Source organism: Nonomuraea sp. NPDC050790, from assembly GCF_044456745.1.
Classification (GTDB): domain Bacteria; phylum Actinomycetota; class Actinomycetes; order Streptosporangiales; family Streptosporangiaceae; genus Nonomuraea.
In genome coordinates this window covers 1,657,988-1,672,998 of sequence record NZ_JBITGF010000001.1, presented here as the reverse complement: position 1 = coordinate 1,672,998, position 15,011 = coordinate 1,657,988, and the positions used below count along the sequence as shown (strand labels likewise).

At 72.4% G+C, this 15,011-nt stretch carries 13 protein-coding genes; 8 read left to right on the top strand and 5 right to left on the bottom strand.

Annotation, left to right across the window (positions count from 1 at the left end):
* Position 1 precedes the first annotated feature (1 nt).
* The 5 genes from ACIBEJ_RS07490 to ACIBEJ_RS07470 all read left to right on the top strand — a co-directional run bounded on the left by ACIBEJ_RS07490 (position 2) and on the right by ACIBEJ_RS07470 (position 4,266).
* Positions 2–577 carry a sigma-70 family RNA polymerase sigma factor gene (locus ACIBEJ_RS07490; protein WP_397181773.1) on the top strand — a complete coding sequence of 192 codons (576 nt, stop codon included), beginning with the start codon at positions 2–4 and terminating at the stop codon, positions 575–577.
* Positions 561–1,691 (top strand): hypothetical protein, encoded by a 1,131-nt coding sequence (locus ACIBEJ_RS07485; RefSeq protein ID WP_397181772.1) that lies wholly within the window; start codon positions 561–563, stop codon positions 1,689–1,691. The genes ACIBEJ_RS07490 and ACIBEJ_RS07485 overlap by 17 nt, the downstream gene beginning before the upstream one ends.
* Positions 1,688–2,650, top strand: coding sequence for an ABC transporter ATP-binding protein (locus ACIBEJ_RS07480; RefSeq protein WP_397181771.1), 963 nt, complete (start codon positions 1,688–1,690; stop codon positions 2,648–2,650). The genes ACIBEJ_RS07485 and ACIBEJ_RS07480 overlap by 4 nt, the downstream gene beginning before the upstream one ends.
* Positions 2,647–3,510: an ABC transporter permease gene (locus ACIBEJ_RS07475; protein ID WP_397181770.1), complete on the top strand. Its 864-nt coding sequence runs from the start codon at positions 2,647–2,649 to the stop codon at positions 3,508–3,510. The genes ACIBEJ_RS07480 and ACIBEJ_RS07475 overlap by 4 nt, the downstream gene beginning before the upstream one ends.
* Positions 3,511–3,591: 81 nt before the next feature.
* On the top strand, positions 3,592–4,266 hold the full coding sequence (locus ACIBEJ_RS07470) for a DUF4386 domain-containing protein (RefSeq protein WP_397181769.1): 675 nt from the start codon (positions 3,592–3,594) through the stop codon (positions 4,264–4,266).
* A gap of 14 nt (positions 4,267–4,280) precedes the next feature.
* On the opposite strand, the gene ACIBEJ_RS07465 is transcribed toward ACIBEJ_RS07470, so the two are convergent.
* Positions 4,281–4,826: a hypothetical protein gene (locus tag ACIBEJ_RS07465; RefSeq protein WP_397181768.1), complete on the bottom strand. Its 546-nt coding sequence runs from the start codon at positions 4,824–4,826 to the stop codon at positions 4,281–4,283.
* 113 nt (positions 4,827–4,939) lie between these two features.
* Between ACIBEJ_RS07465 and ACIBEJ_RS07460 the strand changes: the two genes are divergently transcribed.
* Positions 4,940–6,304, top strand: coding sequence for a DUF6585 family protein (locus ACIBEJ_RS07460; RefSeq protein ID WP_397181767.1), 1,365 nt, complete (start codon positions 4,940–4,942; stop codon positions 6,302–6,304).
* Here ACIBEJ_RS07460 and ACIBEJ_RS07455 read toward each other — a convergent pair.
* Positions 6,286–6,819 carry a chorismate mutase gene (locus ACIBEJ_RS07455; RefSeq protein WP_397181766.1) on the bottom strand — a complete coding sequence of 178 codons (534 nt, stop codon included), beginning with the start codon at positions 6,817–6,819 and terminating at the stop codon, positions 6,286–6,288. The two genes, ACIBEJ_RS07460 and ACIBEJ_RS07455, sit on opposite strands and share 19 nt — an antisense overlap.
* Before the next feature lie 257 nt (positions 6,820–7,076).
* Complete coding sequence (locus tag ACIBEJ_RS07450; protein ID WP_397181765.1) at positions 7,077–8,540, bottom strand: GntP family permease; 1,464 nt, start codon at positions 8,538–8,540, stop codon at positions 7,077–7,079.
* 127 nt (positions 8,541–8,667) lie between these two features.
* Between ACIBEJ_RS07450 and ACIBEJ_RS07445 the strand changes: the two genes are divergently transcribed.
* Positions 8,668–9,561, top strand: coding sequence for a LysR family transcriptional regulator (locus ACIBEJ_RS07445; RefSeq protein ID WP_397181764.1), 894 nt, complete (start codon positions 8,668–8,670; stop codon positions 9,559–9,561).
* 158 nt (positions 9,562–9,719) lie between these two features.
* Complete coding sequence (locus ACIBEJ_RS07440; protein ID WP_397181763.1) at positions 9,720–10,781, top strand: tartrate dehydrogenase; 1,062 nt, start codon at positions 9,720–9,722, stop codon at positions 10,779–10,781.
* Positions 10,782–10,793: 12 nt separating this feature from the next.
* On the opposite strand, the gene ACIBEJ_RS07435 is transcribed toward ACIBEJ_RS07440, so the two are convergent.
* Together ACIBEJ_RS07435 and ACIBEJ_RS07430 are read right to left on the bottom strand one after the other, a co-directional pair.
* A complete protein-coding gene (locus ACIBEJ_RS07435) occupies positions 10,794–13,940 on the bottom strand; it encodes a choice-of-anchor P family protein (RefSeq protein WP_397181762.1) in 3,147 nt (1,048 codons plus the stop codon).
* Positions 13,941–14,028: 88 nt separating this feature from the next.
* On the bottom strand, positions 14,029–14,994 hold the full coding sequence (locus ACIBEJ_RS07430) for a LysR family transcriptional regulator (protein WP_397181761.1): 966 nt from the start codon (positions 14,992–14,994) through the stop codon (positions 14,029–14,031).
* Positions 14,995–15,011: the final 17 nt, after the last annotated feature.

Below are 15,011 nucleotides of genomic sequence, written 5' to 3'. Positions count from 1 at the left end.
TGTGAGGCATCGTAGGAGCGCATCGGCCGCGGTGGCCAGGCGGGCCGAGTGGAAGGACGTTGCGGTGGTGTCGAGCCCTCCGGGCGTCCGGGCCGATCTCGAACAGGTCTTCCGCACGGCCTACCCGCGCGTCGTCGCGGTCGCCGCCCGGGTGCTCGGCTCGCGGGACGAGGCGGAGGACGTGGCCCAGGAGGTGTTCCTGACCTTCGGGCGCTCCACGGTGCCCGCGGGCGAGGCGATCGGCTGGCTGTCGGTCGCCGCGGCGCACACCGCGCTGAACCACCTGCGCTCGGGCCGCCGCCGCGCCACCCGGGAGGAGGCCGCCGCCGACGACGCCGACGTCAGCCCCGACGTGGCCGACGCGGTCGTCGCCCGCGAGGAGCGCCGCCGCGTGCGCGAGGCGCTGGCCAGGCTGCCCCGCCGGCAGGCCGTCGCGCTCGTCCTGCGCCACAGCGGCCTCAGCTACGCCGAGGTCGCCGCCGTTCTCGACCTGTCCCCGGGCAGCGTGGGCACCACCGTGCGCCGCGCCGAGTCCGCCCTGCGCAAGGAGTTGAACCGTCATGCGTCATCCGAGTGACGGCACGCTGCGCCGGCTCCTCGACGAGCCGGCCGGGGTCGCCGAGGCCGATCGCGAGCACGTCGCCGGCTGCCCGATCTGCCGGTCCGAGGTGAGCGCCGCCCAGCGGGACGCGGAGCTGGCGGGCGCCGCGCTGGGGGCCGCGCCGGACGTGGACGTGGACGCCGCCTGGCAACGCCTTTCCGCGGCCGCGCACGTGGAAGAGCGGCAGAACGCGGCGGCCCCGGGCCTCGCGTCGGCACCGGCCGCTCATGGATTGGCTTCGGCCGGGCCCGGACGCCGGTGGCGGACCTTGCTGCGCAGTCCGGTGGCCGCGGTGGTCGGCGCCGCCGTCCTGGTCACCGGGGTCAGCGCCGCGGCCGCCGCCGAGTGGCTGCCGATCTTCCGGGCCGAGCAGATCACCCCCGTCGTCGCCCCGCGGGCCGACCTGGTGAAGATCCCCGACCTGTCCGATCTCGGCGACATGCGGGTCATCGAGAAGCTCAACCTGCGGCAGGTCGCCGACGCCGACGCCGCGAAGAAGGCCACCGGTCTGTCCGTCCCAAGGGTGGAGGCGCTGCCGCGCGGCGTCACCGGACAGCCCTCCTACCACGTCGCCGGCCGGGTGAGCGCGGTGCTGACGTTCTCGGCGGAGAAGACGGCGAGGACCGTCGCCGCCACCGGCAGGACGATGCCGCCCACGCTCCCCGGCCTGGACGGCAACAGGTTCCGCCTGGCCGCCGGTCCCGCCGTGGCCGCTGCCTGGTCGGCGGGCCGGCCGATGCCCGCCCTCATCGTGGCGCGCGCCGTGCCGCCCACCGCGGAGTCCTCCGGCGTGCCGTTCCAGACCGCCCGCGACTACCTGCTGTCGCTGAACGTCCTGCCGGACAACGTCGCCGAGCAACTGCGCGCCTTCTCCGGCGACGGCACGACGCTGCCCCTGTTCACGACCGTCGAGAAGGTGACGAGCTCGGCCGCCGACGTCGGCGGCCTGCCGGCCACGCTGCTCGTCACCCGCGACGGCGCCATGGCGGCCGTCGTCTGGATGGACCACGGCGTCCTGACCGTGGTGGCCGGCTCGCTGAGCGGCGAAGAGGTCCTGACGGTGGCCCGCGAACTGAAGGTGGAACGATGACCGAGGACACCGCGACCCGCCTGGTCACCGGGCTGCCTCCCGCCGCGGCCGCATGGTGCTCCGGCCTGCGCAAGCGCTACCGGCGAAGGACCGCCGTCGACGGCGTCTCCCTCACCGTCGGCCGGGGCGAGGTGGTGGGCCTGCTCGGCCCGAACGGAGCGGGCAAGACCACCGTCATCAAGATGCTGCTCGGCCTGGTCAGGCCGGACGCGGGGGAGGTGCTGCTGCTCGGCCGGCCGGCCCGCGACCCGAAGGCCCGCGCCCGCGTCGGCTACCTGCCCGAGCTCTTCCGCTACCAGCCGTGGCTCACCGCCGCCGAGGTGCTGGCCCTGCACGTGAGCCTGGCCGGCGTCATCGTCCCCGACCGGGAGCGGCGCGAGTGCCTGGCCCTCGTCGGCCTCGCCGACCGCGCGGGCGACCGGGTGGGCGGCTTCTCCAAGGGCATGCAGCAGCGGCTCGGCCTGGCCGTGGCGCTGGTGGCCCGCCCCGACCTCGTCGTACTGGACGAGCCGACCAGCGCCCTGGACCCCATCGGCCGCGCCGACGTCCGCGACCTGCTGCTGTCGCTGAAGGAGCGCCAGGTCGCCGTCCTGCTCAACTCCCACCTCATCGGCGAGGTCGAGCGCGTCTGCGACCGGGTCGTCATCCTCGACAAGGGCCGGGTCGCCGCCTCCGGCACCCTCACCGAGCTGCTGGGCGGCCGCGAGCTGCGCCTGCGCCTGGACGGGGTCACCCCCCAGGCCGAGGTACGGCTGGCCGCCGCCGGCCGCGTCCACCGCAGCGGGGACGCCTTTACCGTCGAACTGCCCACGGAACAGGATCCCGCCACCGTGCCCGATCTCGTCGCCGACCTGGTCGCTCTCGGCGTGCGCGTGCACGCGGTCGAACCGGGCCGGGTCACCCTCGAAGACCGCCTCCTCGACATCGTCCGCTCCGACCAGGCGGGGGAAGCCCGATGAACGCCCAGATCGTGCTCACGCTCGCCGCCCTCACCATCAAGGAGTCGGCCAGGCGCAAGGTCCTGCGCGCGCTGGGCGTGCTGATGGTCGTGCTGCTGGGGCTCAGCGCGTGGGGCTTCTCCATGATGATCACGATCGAGTTCGACGGCGCCGCGATGACCACCGGCGAGGCCAAGCTGGTGGCCTCCCAGATGCTCAACCTGGTGATGTTCGGCATGAGCCTGATCGCCGCGCTCGGCACCGCCTTCCTCGCCGGGCCCACGCTGGCCGGCGAGATCGAGTCGGGCGTCGCGCTGGCGGTGCTGGCCAGGCCGGTGCACCGGTGGTCGGTGCTGCTGGGCAAGTGGCTGGGCCTGGTGGTGTTCGGCGGCGGGTTCGTGGTCGCGTCGGGGCTGGCGCAGTTCCTCATCGTCCGGTTCATCGTGGGCTACTGGCCGCCGCAGCCGGTGACCGGGCTGGCCCTGCTCGCGGCGCAGACGACGGTGCTGCTCACGCTCGGCCTGCTGCTGTCCACGGCGATCTCGCCGATGGCCTCGGGCATCGTGGCGGTCGGCCTGTTCGGGGCGACCTGGATCGCGGGCGTGGTCGGCGGCGTCGGGGTGGCGCTCGGCAACGAGGCCGTGGCCAGGGTCGGCACCGTCTCCCAGATCCTGCTGCCGACCGACGGCCTGTGGCGCGGGGCCATGAACGCCTTCCAGGACCCGATCGTGCTGGCCCGCTTCGGCGCTCCGGCGCTGGAGGGCGGCTTCCCGTTCCTGAGCAGGGCGCCGCTGACGCCGGCGTACCTGGTGTGGACGGGTGTGTGGGTCGTGCTCGTGCTGGCCCTGGCCGCGCTGTCCTTCCGCCGCCGGGACCTGTGACGCCCCTCTTGTGTGCACTTACACCGTAAGGGTAGGGTCACCCTTACGGTGTAAGTGCACGTGTTCCAAGAGAAGAGGGCTATGAATCCGAACAGGCGGGCGGCCGCGGCCGCCGGCGTCCTGGTCCTCGCCGGCGTGCTCGCCGGCCTGCTCAGCGTCGTCTCCGTGATCGAGCAGCCGGGTTTCCTCGCGCTGATCCCCGCGCACGAGAGCCAGGTTCTCCTCGGCGCGGTCGCGCAGTTCGTGATGATCCCGGCCTATGTCGGGTTCGCGCTGTGCCTGTACCCGGCCCTGCGGACCGTCAACGAGACCCTGAGCCTGGGCTTCCTCGGCTTCAGGCTGATCGCGGCGACGTTCCACTTCGCCGGCGTGATCATGCTGCCGTTGTTCGTCCTGCTGGGACAGGAGTACGCCCAGGCCGCCGCGCCGCATCTGGAGGCCCTGGCCGAGCTGCTGCGGGTGGCGCGGGACCTGGTCAACCACGTCGCGCTGATCCTCGCCCTGGGCCTGGGCGACCTCCTGCTGTTCTGCCTGCTCTACCGCGCGCGGCTCGTCCCCCGCTGGTTGTCGGCGTGGGGCCTGCTCGGCGCCGGGTTCGCCATGGTGGCGAGCCTGCTGGTGCTGACCGGCCTGACCGGCGTCGTCACGCCGCTCTACCTGACCATGAACGCGCCCCTGGGGCTACAGAGCATCGTCCTGGCGCTGTGGCTGATCGTCAGGGGCCTCAGGACGGAACGAATCGTCAGTCCCCGTTGACGTGCACGGAGACGTCACCGGGCGCGGCTCACGGTCTCCGCCGTCCGGCGCAGCTTCTTGCCGTCCCACCGGTAGGTCTGGCTGACGACCAAATCGGGGCAGCACCGGGGCGCGGCGTCGCTGAGGGCCTTGCCGTGCAGGTGTACGCGCCCGCCCCGGACCGTGACCTTCAACGACTTGAAGTACCGGTTCTTGCCGAGCGCCCCCAGCAGGCGCGGGTTCGAGGGCTTGGCGGCACCGTCGTAGACGAAGGCGATCAGGGGATTGCTCGCCGTGGGGCTCGGGCACGAGGACACGACGACGGTCTCACGCCCGCCGTCCCCGGTGAGGTCCCCGACGGCCGCCACCCGGGCGCGCACGACGTTCCAGGCGGCGCGCGTCTTCGGCTGGGGGCAGTTCAGGGCCGGTTTCACGACGGCCGCCCAGCCGGCCTCGCCCGGCCGCTCGGCGGCGGTGGCCGCGCCCGCGCCCAGCACGAGGGTCAGTCCGGCGGTGAGTACGGCCGCGCCGGCCAGGGACACGTAAGGCCGGCGCTTCTGGTGCTTGGTCTGTGACGTCATAGTGAGTCAGACGCGGCAAACCTTGACAATGTTTGCGAACAACCGGTGCCGCTCGCAGTATGGACTTCGCGCCCCGTGGCCCGATTTGACGGGAAATGTTAGATCATAGGCTCGTGAATGATCAGATCAGGGATATAGCCGCACAAAATGGTCTTGGTCGGCCGGAGGCGGTCTACGGGCCGGCGGACGGGGGAACTCCCTGGGATCGGGAGCTGCACCTCTTCGAGCACGGGTTCGTCGTGCGGCTGCCGGACGGGCGGGTCCAGGGGCACCGGTGGGAGTCGGTGACGGTGCTCAAGGATGTCATCGATCCGTTCAGGAGCGTCTACTCCCTGACCGACGGTGCTTCCCCGCCCGTGGTCATCGACGGGTTCGAACGCCCGGATCAGTGGGGGCCCGCCATCCACGGAGCCGTCCTGCGGACGCATCTGCCACAGGCGCGGGCGGCGCTGCAGGCCGGCCGTACCGTGGCCTTCGGTGAGATCGCGGCGAGCCCGCAGGCGCTGCTGACGCGGACCGGCGCGCTGCCGTGGCAGGAGATCAGTGAGATCGGGGTGGAGAACGGCGTCGCCTCGGTCAAGGTGCGCGAGCAGTGGCGTCCGCTCACCACCACGCACGTGCGCGACCTGCCGAACTTCCTCGTCCTGTTCACGCTGATCGAGGAGCGCAAGGGCGGGCCGCGTGCCCCGGCTTCCAAGCTGGGCTGGGTGATCGGCGGCGTCGCGAGCTTCCTGGTGATCGCGCTGGTCGCCGGGGGGATCGTGGTGGCCAAGCGCCTGGTCAAGACGGGCGTGCGCGAGGGGATCACCGCCGCGCAGGAGACGCCGCTCCCGTCGGCCACGGACACGCCCACCAGCGAGCCGACCCTGGAGCCGACGCCCGAGCCGACACCGACCGAGCCGACCGAGACGCCGTTCGACGCCTCGCTCCTCGACGACGAGGACACCGACCAGACCCCGATCACGACCGGCGCGCTCCTCGCCGACACCTTCACCACCAAGAAGGGCGTGCGCTACAACCTCAAGGGGACCCGCCAGGACGACTGCCCCGCCTGGTTCCAGGAGGGCAAGGTCCGGACCGTGCTGCGCGGCGCGCGCTGCAAGGAGATGATCTCCGGCGTCTACGCCAGCGCGAACTCCAGCAAGAACAACCGCATCATGGTCGTCATCCGGGTCATCCCGTTCAAGGACGCGAGCACCGCCAAGAAGACGTTCGACAAGCTGCCCGCCGGTTCCCGCGACTGGGGCTTCATGTGCCCGCTGAAGGGCCCGGGATCCGGCCTGTGCGCGAACGGGCGGGGGAGCTGGTCATCGGCGTACATCTGGGGATGGACCCAGCACAACCACCGCTACGTCGTCGCCACCCTGGCCCTGTACGAGAACCTCGCCAACGGCAGCAGCACCAAGCCCTGGCTCACCGACGCCTCGAAGGCCGCCCTGGACGCCGCCGGTCCGATGGTCTACCACGACAACGACTGATCACAGAAGGAGCCGAGCGCGCGCAGGAGGCCGCGGCGGTGCGGGCGGTCCAGGTCACGCAGCAAGGAGACCCGGTACGCCGACCAGGCCAGCTCCCCCTCGCACGAGGCAAGCGCGCGGGCCGGGGCCGCGTCCTTGATCGCCCGCAGCATGTCTCCGGTGATCCGGTCGAGCTTGGGCCGTACCTCCGCCCGCAGGTCGGGGCCGTGGGCGGGACGCGAGCCCGGATCCGCCCCCCACCGCCGGAACAGGGCACGCTGGACGAGCTTGCTCGCCTCGATCTGGTCACGGAAGATCGCGGTGGCCTTGGCCGGGTCGAGGCCCAGCCGTACCGACTGACCGGCCACCGAGGCCAGCACCTGCTCCTCCCTGACCGGATCGTCGACGGGCTGACCGGTGCCCCACTTGGCGGCGGCCACCTGAGCGGCCAGCTCCACCCGGTCGGCGGCGAGTTCGACGAAACGCGAGGTGCCGGGAACGGCCATCCCGGCCGGCGGCGTGACCACGAACAGCATCACTCAACCGTAGAGCACGACGACGACGTGCCCGAGCGGCGTGTGACGGACCTGCCCGACCCGCCCCCTCAGCGAGGACGGTGTAGTCCTCGACGGCCCGTTCGCGCCCAGGTCCGTCACCGGCGCGAGCACCGCCCACGCCTCTTCCCACGCGTCATGGGCCGCCCCTCTCGTGAGGTCGGGGCCGAGCGTAGTCCCGCGGCCGCAGGCCGTCACCGCCGCCGGCACGTGTTCGCCATGGGCTGTGGCCGCGGTGCTCACAAGGCCGCCAGCAGCAGGATGAGCGGCAGCGAGATCACCGACGACAGCGTCATCGCCAGCGAGTGCGTCTTGAACGTGCCCCGCGTCGACAATCCCAGCATCGTCTGGAACATCCAGAAGAAGTTGCTGCTCACGTGCGGCAGGAACAACGCGCCGGACCCGGCGGCCAGCGCCACGAACACCAGCGGCGTGTCCAGCGACCCGGCCAGCGGCGCGAGGATGCCCGCCGCGGTGATCGCGGCGACCGAGATCGAGCCGAGCGCGACGTGCAGCACCGCCGCCACCAGCCAGACCAGGACCAGCGGCGGCAGGAGGTTCGAGCCGAACGCGCCGCCGAGCACCTTCGCCAGCCCCGACGCCTCGATGACGGCCCCGAGCGAGCCGCTGATGCCCGACAGCACCAGGATCGGCCCGCACGCGGCCAGCCCCTGACCCATGGCGGCGTGGATCTCGGCCCGGGAGTGGGTGCGGCAGGTCAGCAGGTACGACGTGGTCGCCCCGGCGAACATGGCCACCACCGGATCGGTCACGAAGACCAGCACCGGCGAGGTCCAGCCGAGGTTGGGCGCCAGCGCGCCGAGCGCGATGAGCAGCAGGGTGGCGACGACGGGCAGCAGCGACACCCCGAGACCGGCCCGCCGGTCCTGCCGGACCAGAACGCCCCCAGTACCGGCGTCCACCGAAGCGGCCCCGGCAGGAGCGGCCCCGCCAGGAGCGGCCCCGCCAGGAGCGGCCCCGCCAGGAGCGGCCCCGGCAGGAGCGGGCGCGCTGTGAGCGGTCCCGCCCGAAGCGGGTTCCCGGGGCTCCTCGTCGGGAATCTCGTCCAGGGCCGGGTTCCAGCGCAGGGCGCGCGGGGTGAGCAGGGCGAAGACCAGCATGGTGAGCACCGCCGTCGGCAGGCCGACGATCAGCCCGTACCAGAACATCTGGCCGAGCGGCACCTCCAGCAGCCCCGCGACGGCCAGCGCCGCCACGCCCGGCACCACGAACACCAGCCCGACCTCGATCCCCGCGGTCAGCGCCCCGCCCATCAGGGCCTTGCCGTGCCGCCCCATGCACGGCCCGAGCCGCCGGGCCAGCGGCGCGGTCAGCACCAGCAGCACGTCCGAGTAGATCGAGGTGAACAGGGAGGACAGCGAGACCGCGAACACGTACGGGATGCTCCGCTCGCCGAACACCCGCAGCATCAGCTCGATCAGCCGCCGCAGCGCGTCGGTCAGCGTCAGCAGCGAGCCCATCAGCACGCCGAACGTCACCAGCAGCCCGATGTCGGCCATCACCTCGCCGAACCCGGCGGTGACCGCCTTGGTGGTGCCGGCGGCGCCGACGCCGGTGGTCAGGCCCAGGAAGAGCGTGCCGAGCAGCAGCGCGATGACGGGCGGGAGCTTCCAGACGGTGATGGTGACGATGACGCCCAGGATGGCGATGCCGGTCATCGTCAGGAGCAGAGCGTGGCTCACAATGGCCCTCCTCGGGGGGGTGATCGGGCAATCCCCAGTCAGGCAGGCCACCCGGCATACTGTCCACGACCAACTTTGTCGTTCTTCCATAGGCAGCGCCTATGGAAGAAGGGATGCGGAGACGGACGTGGACGCTCGCCAGCTCACCTACTTCCTCGCTGTCGTCGACCACGGCGGCGTGCAGCGCGCGGCCGAGGAGCTGTGGGTGGCCCAGCCCTCCGTCTCCCAGGCGATCAAGAAGCTGGAGCGCGGCCTCGGCACCCCGCTGTTCCGCCGGTACGGCCGGCGCCTCGTGCTCACCCCCGCGGGCGAGGCCCTGGTCACCCCGGCCCGCCAGGTCACCCGCTGGCTGGCGGCGGCCGGTGAGAGCGTGGTCGAGGTCGAACGGCTCCTGGCCGGGCGGCTGACCGTAGCCGCAATGCCCAGCCAGGCGGTCAGCCCGCTGACCGAACTGGTGGCCGCCTTCCGCCGCCGCCACCCCGGCGTCCAGGTGTCCGTGCGGGCCGCCGACCGGCCCGCCGACGTGGCCGCCGCCCTGCGGACCGGAGCCGCGGAACTCGGCCTGATCGCCACGCTCGGCCGTCCCGACCCCGATCCCGACCTGGTGTGGCATCCGGTGGAGCGGCAGCCGTTCGTCCTGGTCGCGCAGGATGCCGCCGACCTGCCCGAGGGCGCCGGCCCCGTCCCGCCCGAGCTGCTGCGCGGGGCCCGCCTCATCGTCGGCCAGCCGGGCACCGGGATGCGCAGGGCCGCCGACCGCATCCTGGCCGCCGCGCCGGGGGCCGCGATCGCCGTCGAGATGGAGCATCGCGAGGCTCTGCTGCCGCTGGTCCTGGCCGGGGTCGGCATCGCCGTCGTGGCGGCCTCGTGGCGGCGGCTGGCCGAGCCGATGGGGTTGGTCGTGCGCGACCTGGCGCTGGAGGAGGTGCTGTACGTCTCGCTGGTGCACCGCACGGAGCCGGTCAGCGCCCTGGCCCGAGCCTTCGTGGCGACGACAGAACGCCCGCGCCAGCCGCGGTGACAGAGAAGCGGCGATGGAGCGCCCGCGCCAGCCCGCGGCGACGGTGCTGCGGTGCTGGCGACGTGGCGACAGAGACGCGGCGATATAGGGAACGCCTATACGACGGCCACGATCCTCGTCTTGGACCTCGGCCCGCGCGGTCCGGCTCAATGGGCGCCATGACCTCCCACCGCATCGCCCTCATCCCCGGCGACGGGATCGGCGCCGAGGTGCTGCCCGCCGCCACCGCCGTCCTCGACGCCGCCGGTCGCAGGCACGGCTTCACGCTGGGCTACGACATCTTCGACTGGTCGTGCGAGCGCCACGAGCGCGAGGGCGCGATGATGCCCGCCGACGGCCTGGACCGCATCCGCCACCACGACGCCATCCTGCTCGGCGCCGTCGGCCGCCCCGGCGTGCCCGACCACGTGTCGCTGTGGGGACTGCTGATCCCGATCCGCCGCGCCTTCCGCCAGTACGTCAACCTGCGGCCGGTCACCACCCTGGACGGCGTGACCGGACCGCTGCGCGGCGCCGCGAAGGTCGACCTCGTCGTGGTGCGGGAGAACGTCGAAGGCGAGTACTCCGAGATCGGCGGCCGGCTGGGCCACGGCTTCCCCGAGGAGATGGCGGTCCAGGAGTCGGTGTTCACCAGGGCGGGCGTCACCCGGGTCGTGGACTACGCCTTCGACCTGGCCGCCGGGCGGCGCGGCGTGCTGACCTCCGCCACGAAGTCCAACGGCATCGTCCACACCATGCCCTTCTGGGACGAACTGGTCGCCGAACGCGCCCGTCCGGAGGTGACCTGGAACCAGGAGCACATCGACGCGCTCGCCGCGAAGCTCGTCCTGAAACCGGAGGAGTTCGACGTCATCGTGGCCTCGAACCTGTTCGGCGACATCCTCAGCGACCTGGCCGCCGCGGTGGTGGGCGGCATCGGCTTGGCCCCCGCCGCCAACCTCAACCCGGAGCGCGACTTCCCCTCGATGTTCGAGCCCGTGCACGGCTCGGCCCCCGACATCGCGGGAACGGGCGTGGCCAACCCGGTCGGCGCCCTCTGGTCGGCCGCCATGATGCTCGACCACCTGGGCCACCCCGAGGCCGCCGGCGACATCACGGCCGCCTTCCGCGCCGTCCTCGCCACCACCCCGATCCGCACCCCCGACCTGGGCGGCAACGCCACGACCAAGGAGTTCACCACCGAGGTGCTGAACCGCCTCGGTGGTGAACTCCGCGTGTGACCGGTCAGGGTGTCACGGACAGTTGTGCACGCCGCTCCTCGCGGAGGAGACCACCACGTCGGCGAGCGCGGGTGCGCTCACGTGGACGGCGTTGACCAGCATCCCGGCCGACGTGCCCGCGACCGGCCGCTGCTCGTTCAGCGTGATCGTCGCCACGCCCGCCCTGATGACGGTGTTGGGCGCGATCGAGGCGACCGGATGGGACACCCCGCCGATGGTCAGCGAGCCGAGCGTCGTCGTGCCGCTCGCACTCGCCGTGTACGCCCCCAGGTCACAGCTGCTCGTCGAGGTGGCACGCACCCCGGCGACCTTGATGACCGGCAGGCCGGGCAGCCCGATGGACACCTCGTCGGCCGTCGCCTGCCCGGTGGAGCTGCCCAGGCCGGTGACCACCCCGGCCTTGAGCGCCTTGGCGTTGACCAGCGCGAGCGAGACCGAGGCCGCCGTCTTCTCCGTCGTGGACCTGGCCGAGGTGGACACCTCGCCCGTGTCGGCCACGACGGTCTGCGGCAGCAGGATCGGCTTGACCGACAGCGCGTGCGAACGACCTGTGTAGTACAGCAGCTTGGCCGTGCCCGAGGCGTCCGACGGCAGGTAGCAGGCGTCGCCGGTGAAGCTCGCCTTGATCGCGACGCTCGTCGCGGTGGCCGGCTGGGCCACCGTGGCGATCACGCAGCTCGCCACCCCCGCGGCGTCGGTGCGCGCCTGGCACGACTGGGCCGACGTGCCCGTGCCGAGGGTCAGCGTCACCTGCCGGTCCTTGACCGGACGGTCGGCGGCGTCGGTGAGCGTGGCCTTCAGCGTGGCCGGGGCGTCGTTGGCGACGTTGGCCGGGCCGTTCACCTTCAGGCCCGTCTTGACCAGCACGTGCGTGTCGGCCTTGGCGGTGTCGTCGGACGGGTCGGGGTCGGGTCCCGCGAGGTTGTCGACCACCGCGGTCGCGGTGATCGTGCACTCCTCGCCGCTGTGCACGACGTCGTCGTGAACCTTCGCCCGGATGGTGATCTGCCGGGACTCGCCCTTGGTCAGCTCGCCGAGGTGGCAGGTGACCTTGGCCAGGTCCCTGACACAGGGCCCGGTGCTGTCGGTGAAGGCGACCTCCGGGGGCAGCGTCGTGGTGACCACGACCGAACTGGCCGGGTTGGGGCCCTCGTTGACGGCCTTCACCGTCCAGGTCAGGGTCTCGCCGCCGCGCACCGGGTCGGGGCTCGCGGTGATGGCGACGCCGACGTCGGTCGTGTTGACCGCCTCCCAGCCGGCCTTCAGCTCCTCAAGGGTGGGCAACTGCTCCGGGTCGGGCTGCGGGGCGACGGGCAGGTCGGCTCCGGAACGGCGCAGGCCGCCCGCGAAGCCGGGGAACGGGATCGAGACCGCGACCTTGGCCCAGTCGTCGAAGCCGTTCAGCGTGTCCGCGTTGCTGGTGTTGCGGGCGCAGGCGCGCGGCCTCCTGACGCCGTCGACCGGGTCGGGCGGCCCCGCGGTGTTGATGTTGACGCCGGGGGTGACCGGGTCGTCGGTGGTGTCGCCGTCGCCGTTCCAGTCGGGGTCGGCGTCGACGTTCTCGGTGATCTTCGCGCCCTGGACGCCGGGGATGCCGGGGCTCTGGTCGTCGCCGTCGACGAAGACGAATCGGTTCTCGTTGTCGTCGGCGTCGAGGAGCTGTTCGGCGAGCGAGCCCTCGTTCAGCGGGCGCAGCACCTCGCCGCGTGAGGTGCCGTCCAGCGCCAGGCGGGGCGGGGAGAAGTCCACGATGCGGCCGCCGCCGACGCGCGGGATGCCGAACTGCAGGTCGTAGTTCATGGCGCTGACGTAGTTCGGCTTGCAGTTGACGTCGGCGTCGCCGCCGTGCTCCAGCCCTAAGGTGTGGCCGAGCTCGTGCAGCAGCGTGCCGCCGTCGTGGTTGTAGTCGACGAAGAACCTGTTGTCGGTGCTGGCCTCCCCGCCGGCGCCGCAGGTGGCCGCCTTGGAGGTGCTGATGGCGTAGCGGAAGACGCCGCGCCGTACCGCCGCGAAGTTGTTGGTGTTGGCCGCGGCGGTGGTGAAGGCGGTGTCGATGCCGCAGTTGTTCAGCGCGCCGATCATGCCGCCGCCGCCGAGGTCGTCGCCGACCAGGCAGGCGGGGTTGGCCACGTCGGCGTTGTTGCACCGGCTGCCGGGTGAGGGGTCCTCGGCGCTGGCGTCGAGGAACAGGCAGTCGGGGTCGGCGCCGTCGCGCGGGCCGTCGCCGCCGTTGTCCTGGTCGTCGAAGCACGTGCCCGGCTGCTGCTGGCGGCGTACCGTCTGGTCGACCAGGTTGCCGGTGTCCACCCACAGGTTGATGCCGCGTGAGCCGTCCGGGTTGGAGACCGGCGCGGACTTCATGGCGTTCTTCATCGCCTGGATGTCCTCGCGGCCGGGCGCGTCGCCGGAGGAGTAGTCGAGCTCAAGGAAGACGTCCTTGCGCAGCGGGTTGGCCCCGAAGCGCTTCAGGTCCAGCGCCATCGAGCCGTCGGCGTTGCGGATGCCGTGGATCTCGGCCAGGTCGGTCAGGCCGTCGCCGTCGCTGTCGGTGCTCGCGCCGACGTTCGAGGAGATCGTGAAGCCGATCCGCGTCTTGTAGCCGTCGTTCTCCTCCGGGTAGTCGAAGTCGCCGTTGCCCTCGGCGCAGGTGTGGCCCTTCGGCACGCCGTTGCGCAGGCAGGGTGTGCCGACCGCCAGCTCGTCGCCGGAGAAGGTGGCGTTGACGATGTCGTACTCGAGGTCGAGCGTCAGGTCCCTCTCGTTCTTGCTGAGGTCCATCTTGTCGTCGCCGAAGTTGGTGCCGTCGTCGTAGTCCCAGATCTCGATCGTGACGTCCACGGTCGTGTCGTTGTTCGGCAGGTTCACCACCTTGCTGAACACCCAGCCGTCAGGCGACTCGGGCAGGCCCAGCGGCTCGAACTCGTCGTCCTCGATGCGCGGGCCGCGGGGGAAGCGCTCGTCGGCGATCTGGACCACCGGGTAGTAGTCGCCGTCGCCGGAGGCGTCGTCGGGATTGTCGATCTGTTTGAGGTAGTCGATCCTGACCGTCAGCGTGACCTGGGTGGCCGCCGACGCGGACCCGGTCAGCGCCACCAGCAGGGCGGCGACCAGGACGCCGATCAGGGCGACGGACCTGCCGCCGCGTGGTAAGAGTGCCATGATGTGCCGCTCCAGAGAGATTCACAGGGGAATGTCCTCTCTGCGACTGTCGGGTGTGGCACGCCGGGAAACATGAGTAACCCCGTACTCAGAGGGGCGGCGGAACCGGCTGCGCGGGCAGGCTGGCCTCGGGTTCCGGCAGCCACGCGTCGCCGGGCGTGGCCGACCAGCCGTGGGTCGCGGCCAGCTCGTCCACGGCCTCGCTCAGGGCACGCAGGCCGGGATGGTCGCCGTCGGAGCGCCAGATCATCATCCACGGGAACACCGCGACGGGATCCACGAGCGGGCGCAGGACCGCGCCCGGGATGTCGGGTTGCGTGGTCAAGGTGAGGATGGGCGCGTCGCGGTCGCGGATGTGCCGCGCGAGCTCGTCGCCGCCGCGCACGTGCGGGTGGGCCAGCGCGGGGTCCACGCCGAAGGGCGCGAGCAACTGCAGCAGCGCGTGCTCCCACCCCGGCGTCGCGTGGTCGCCCGCGCGGATGCACGGGCTCGTGCCGCGCAACGACTCCAGCGGTACGGCCGGCCGCCCCGCCAGCGGATGCCGCTCCGGCAGCAGCACCGCGATGCGCTCGTGGCGGACCGGGCGCTGCCGTACCCCGTCGAGCAGGCCGGGACTGCGCCCGAACGTGACGTCCAGCCGCCCGTCCAGCAGCAGCGGGACCGCCGCCTCCGCGCCGCTGTGGAAGCGGGCGAAGAACTCCACCCCCGGGGCGCGCCCGCGCGCCGCGGCCAGCACGAGCGCGGGCGTGAGGCCGGATCCGACCACGTCGACGGTCAGCGACCGGGGCCGGCCGCGCAGTTCGAGCATGGTCGCGTCGTAGAGCCCGAGGATCTCCCGCGCCCGCGTCAGCAGCAGCCGGCCCTCCGGGGTGAGCGTGACCCGGCGGGTGGTGCGTTCCAGCAGCCGGCGGCCCACCCGGTCCTCCAGCCGCCTGACGTCGCGGCTGAGCGCCTGCTGGGCCACGAACAGCCGCTGCGCGGCCCGGCTGAAGTGCAACTCCTCGGCCACGGCCACGTAGTGGCGCAGCAGCCGGATCTCCACGTCGTCAGGCACCCTTTCTTCCTACCCGA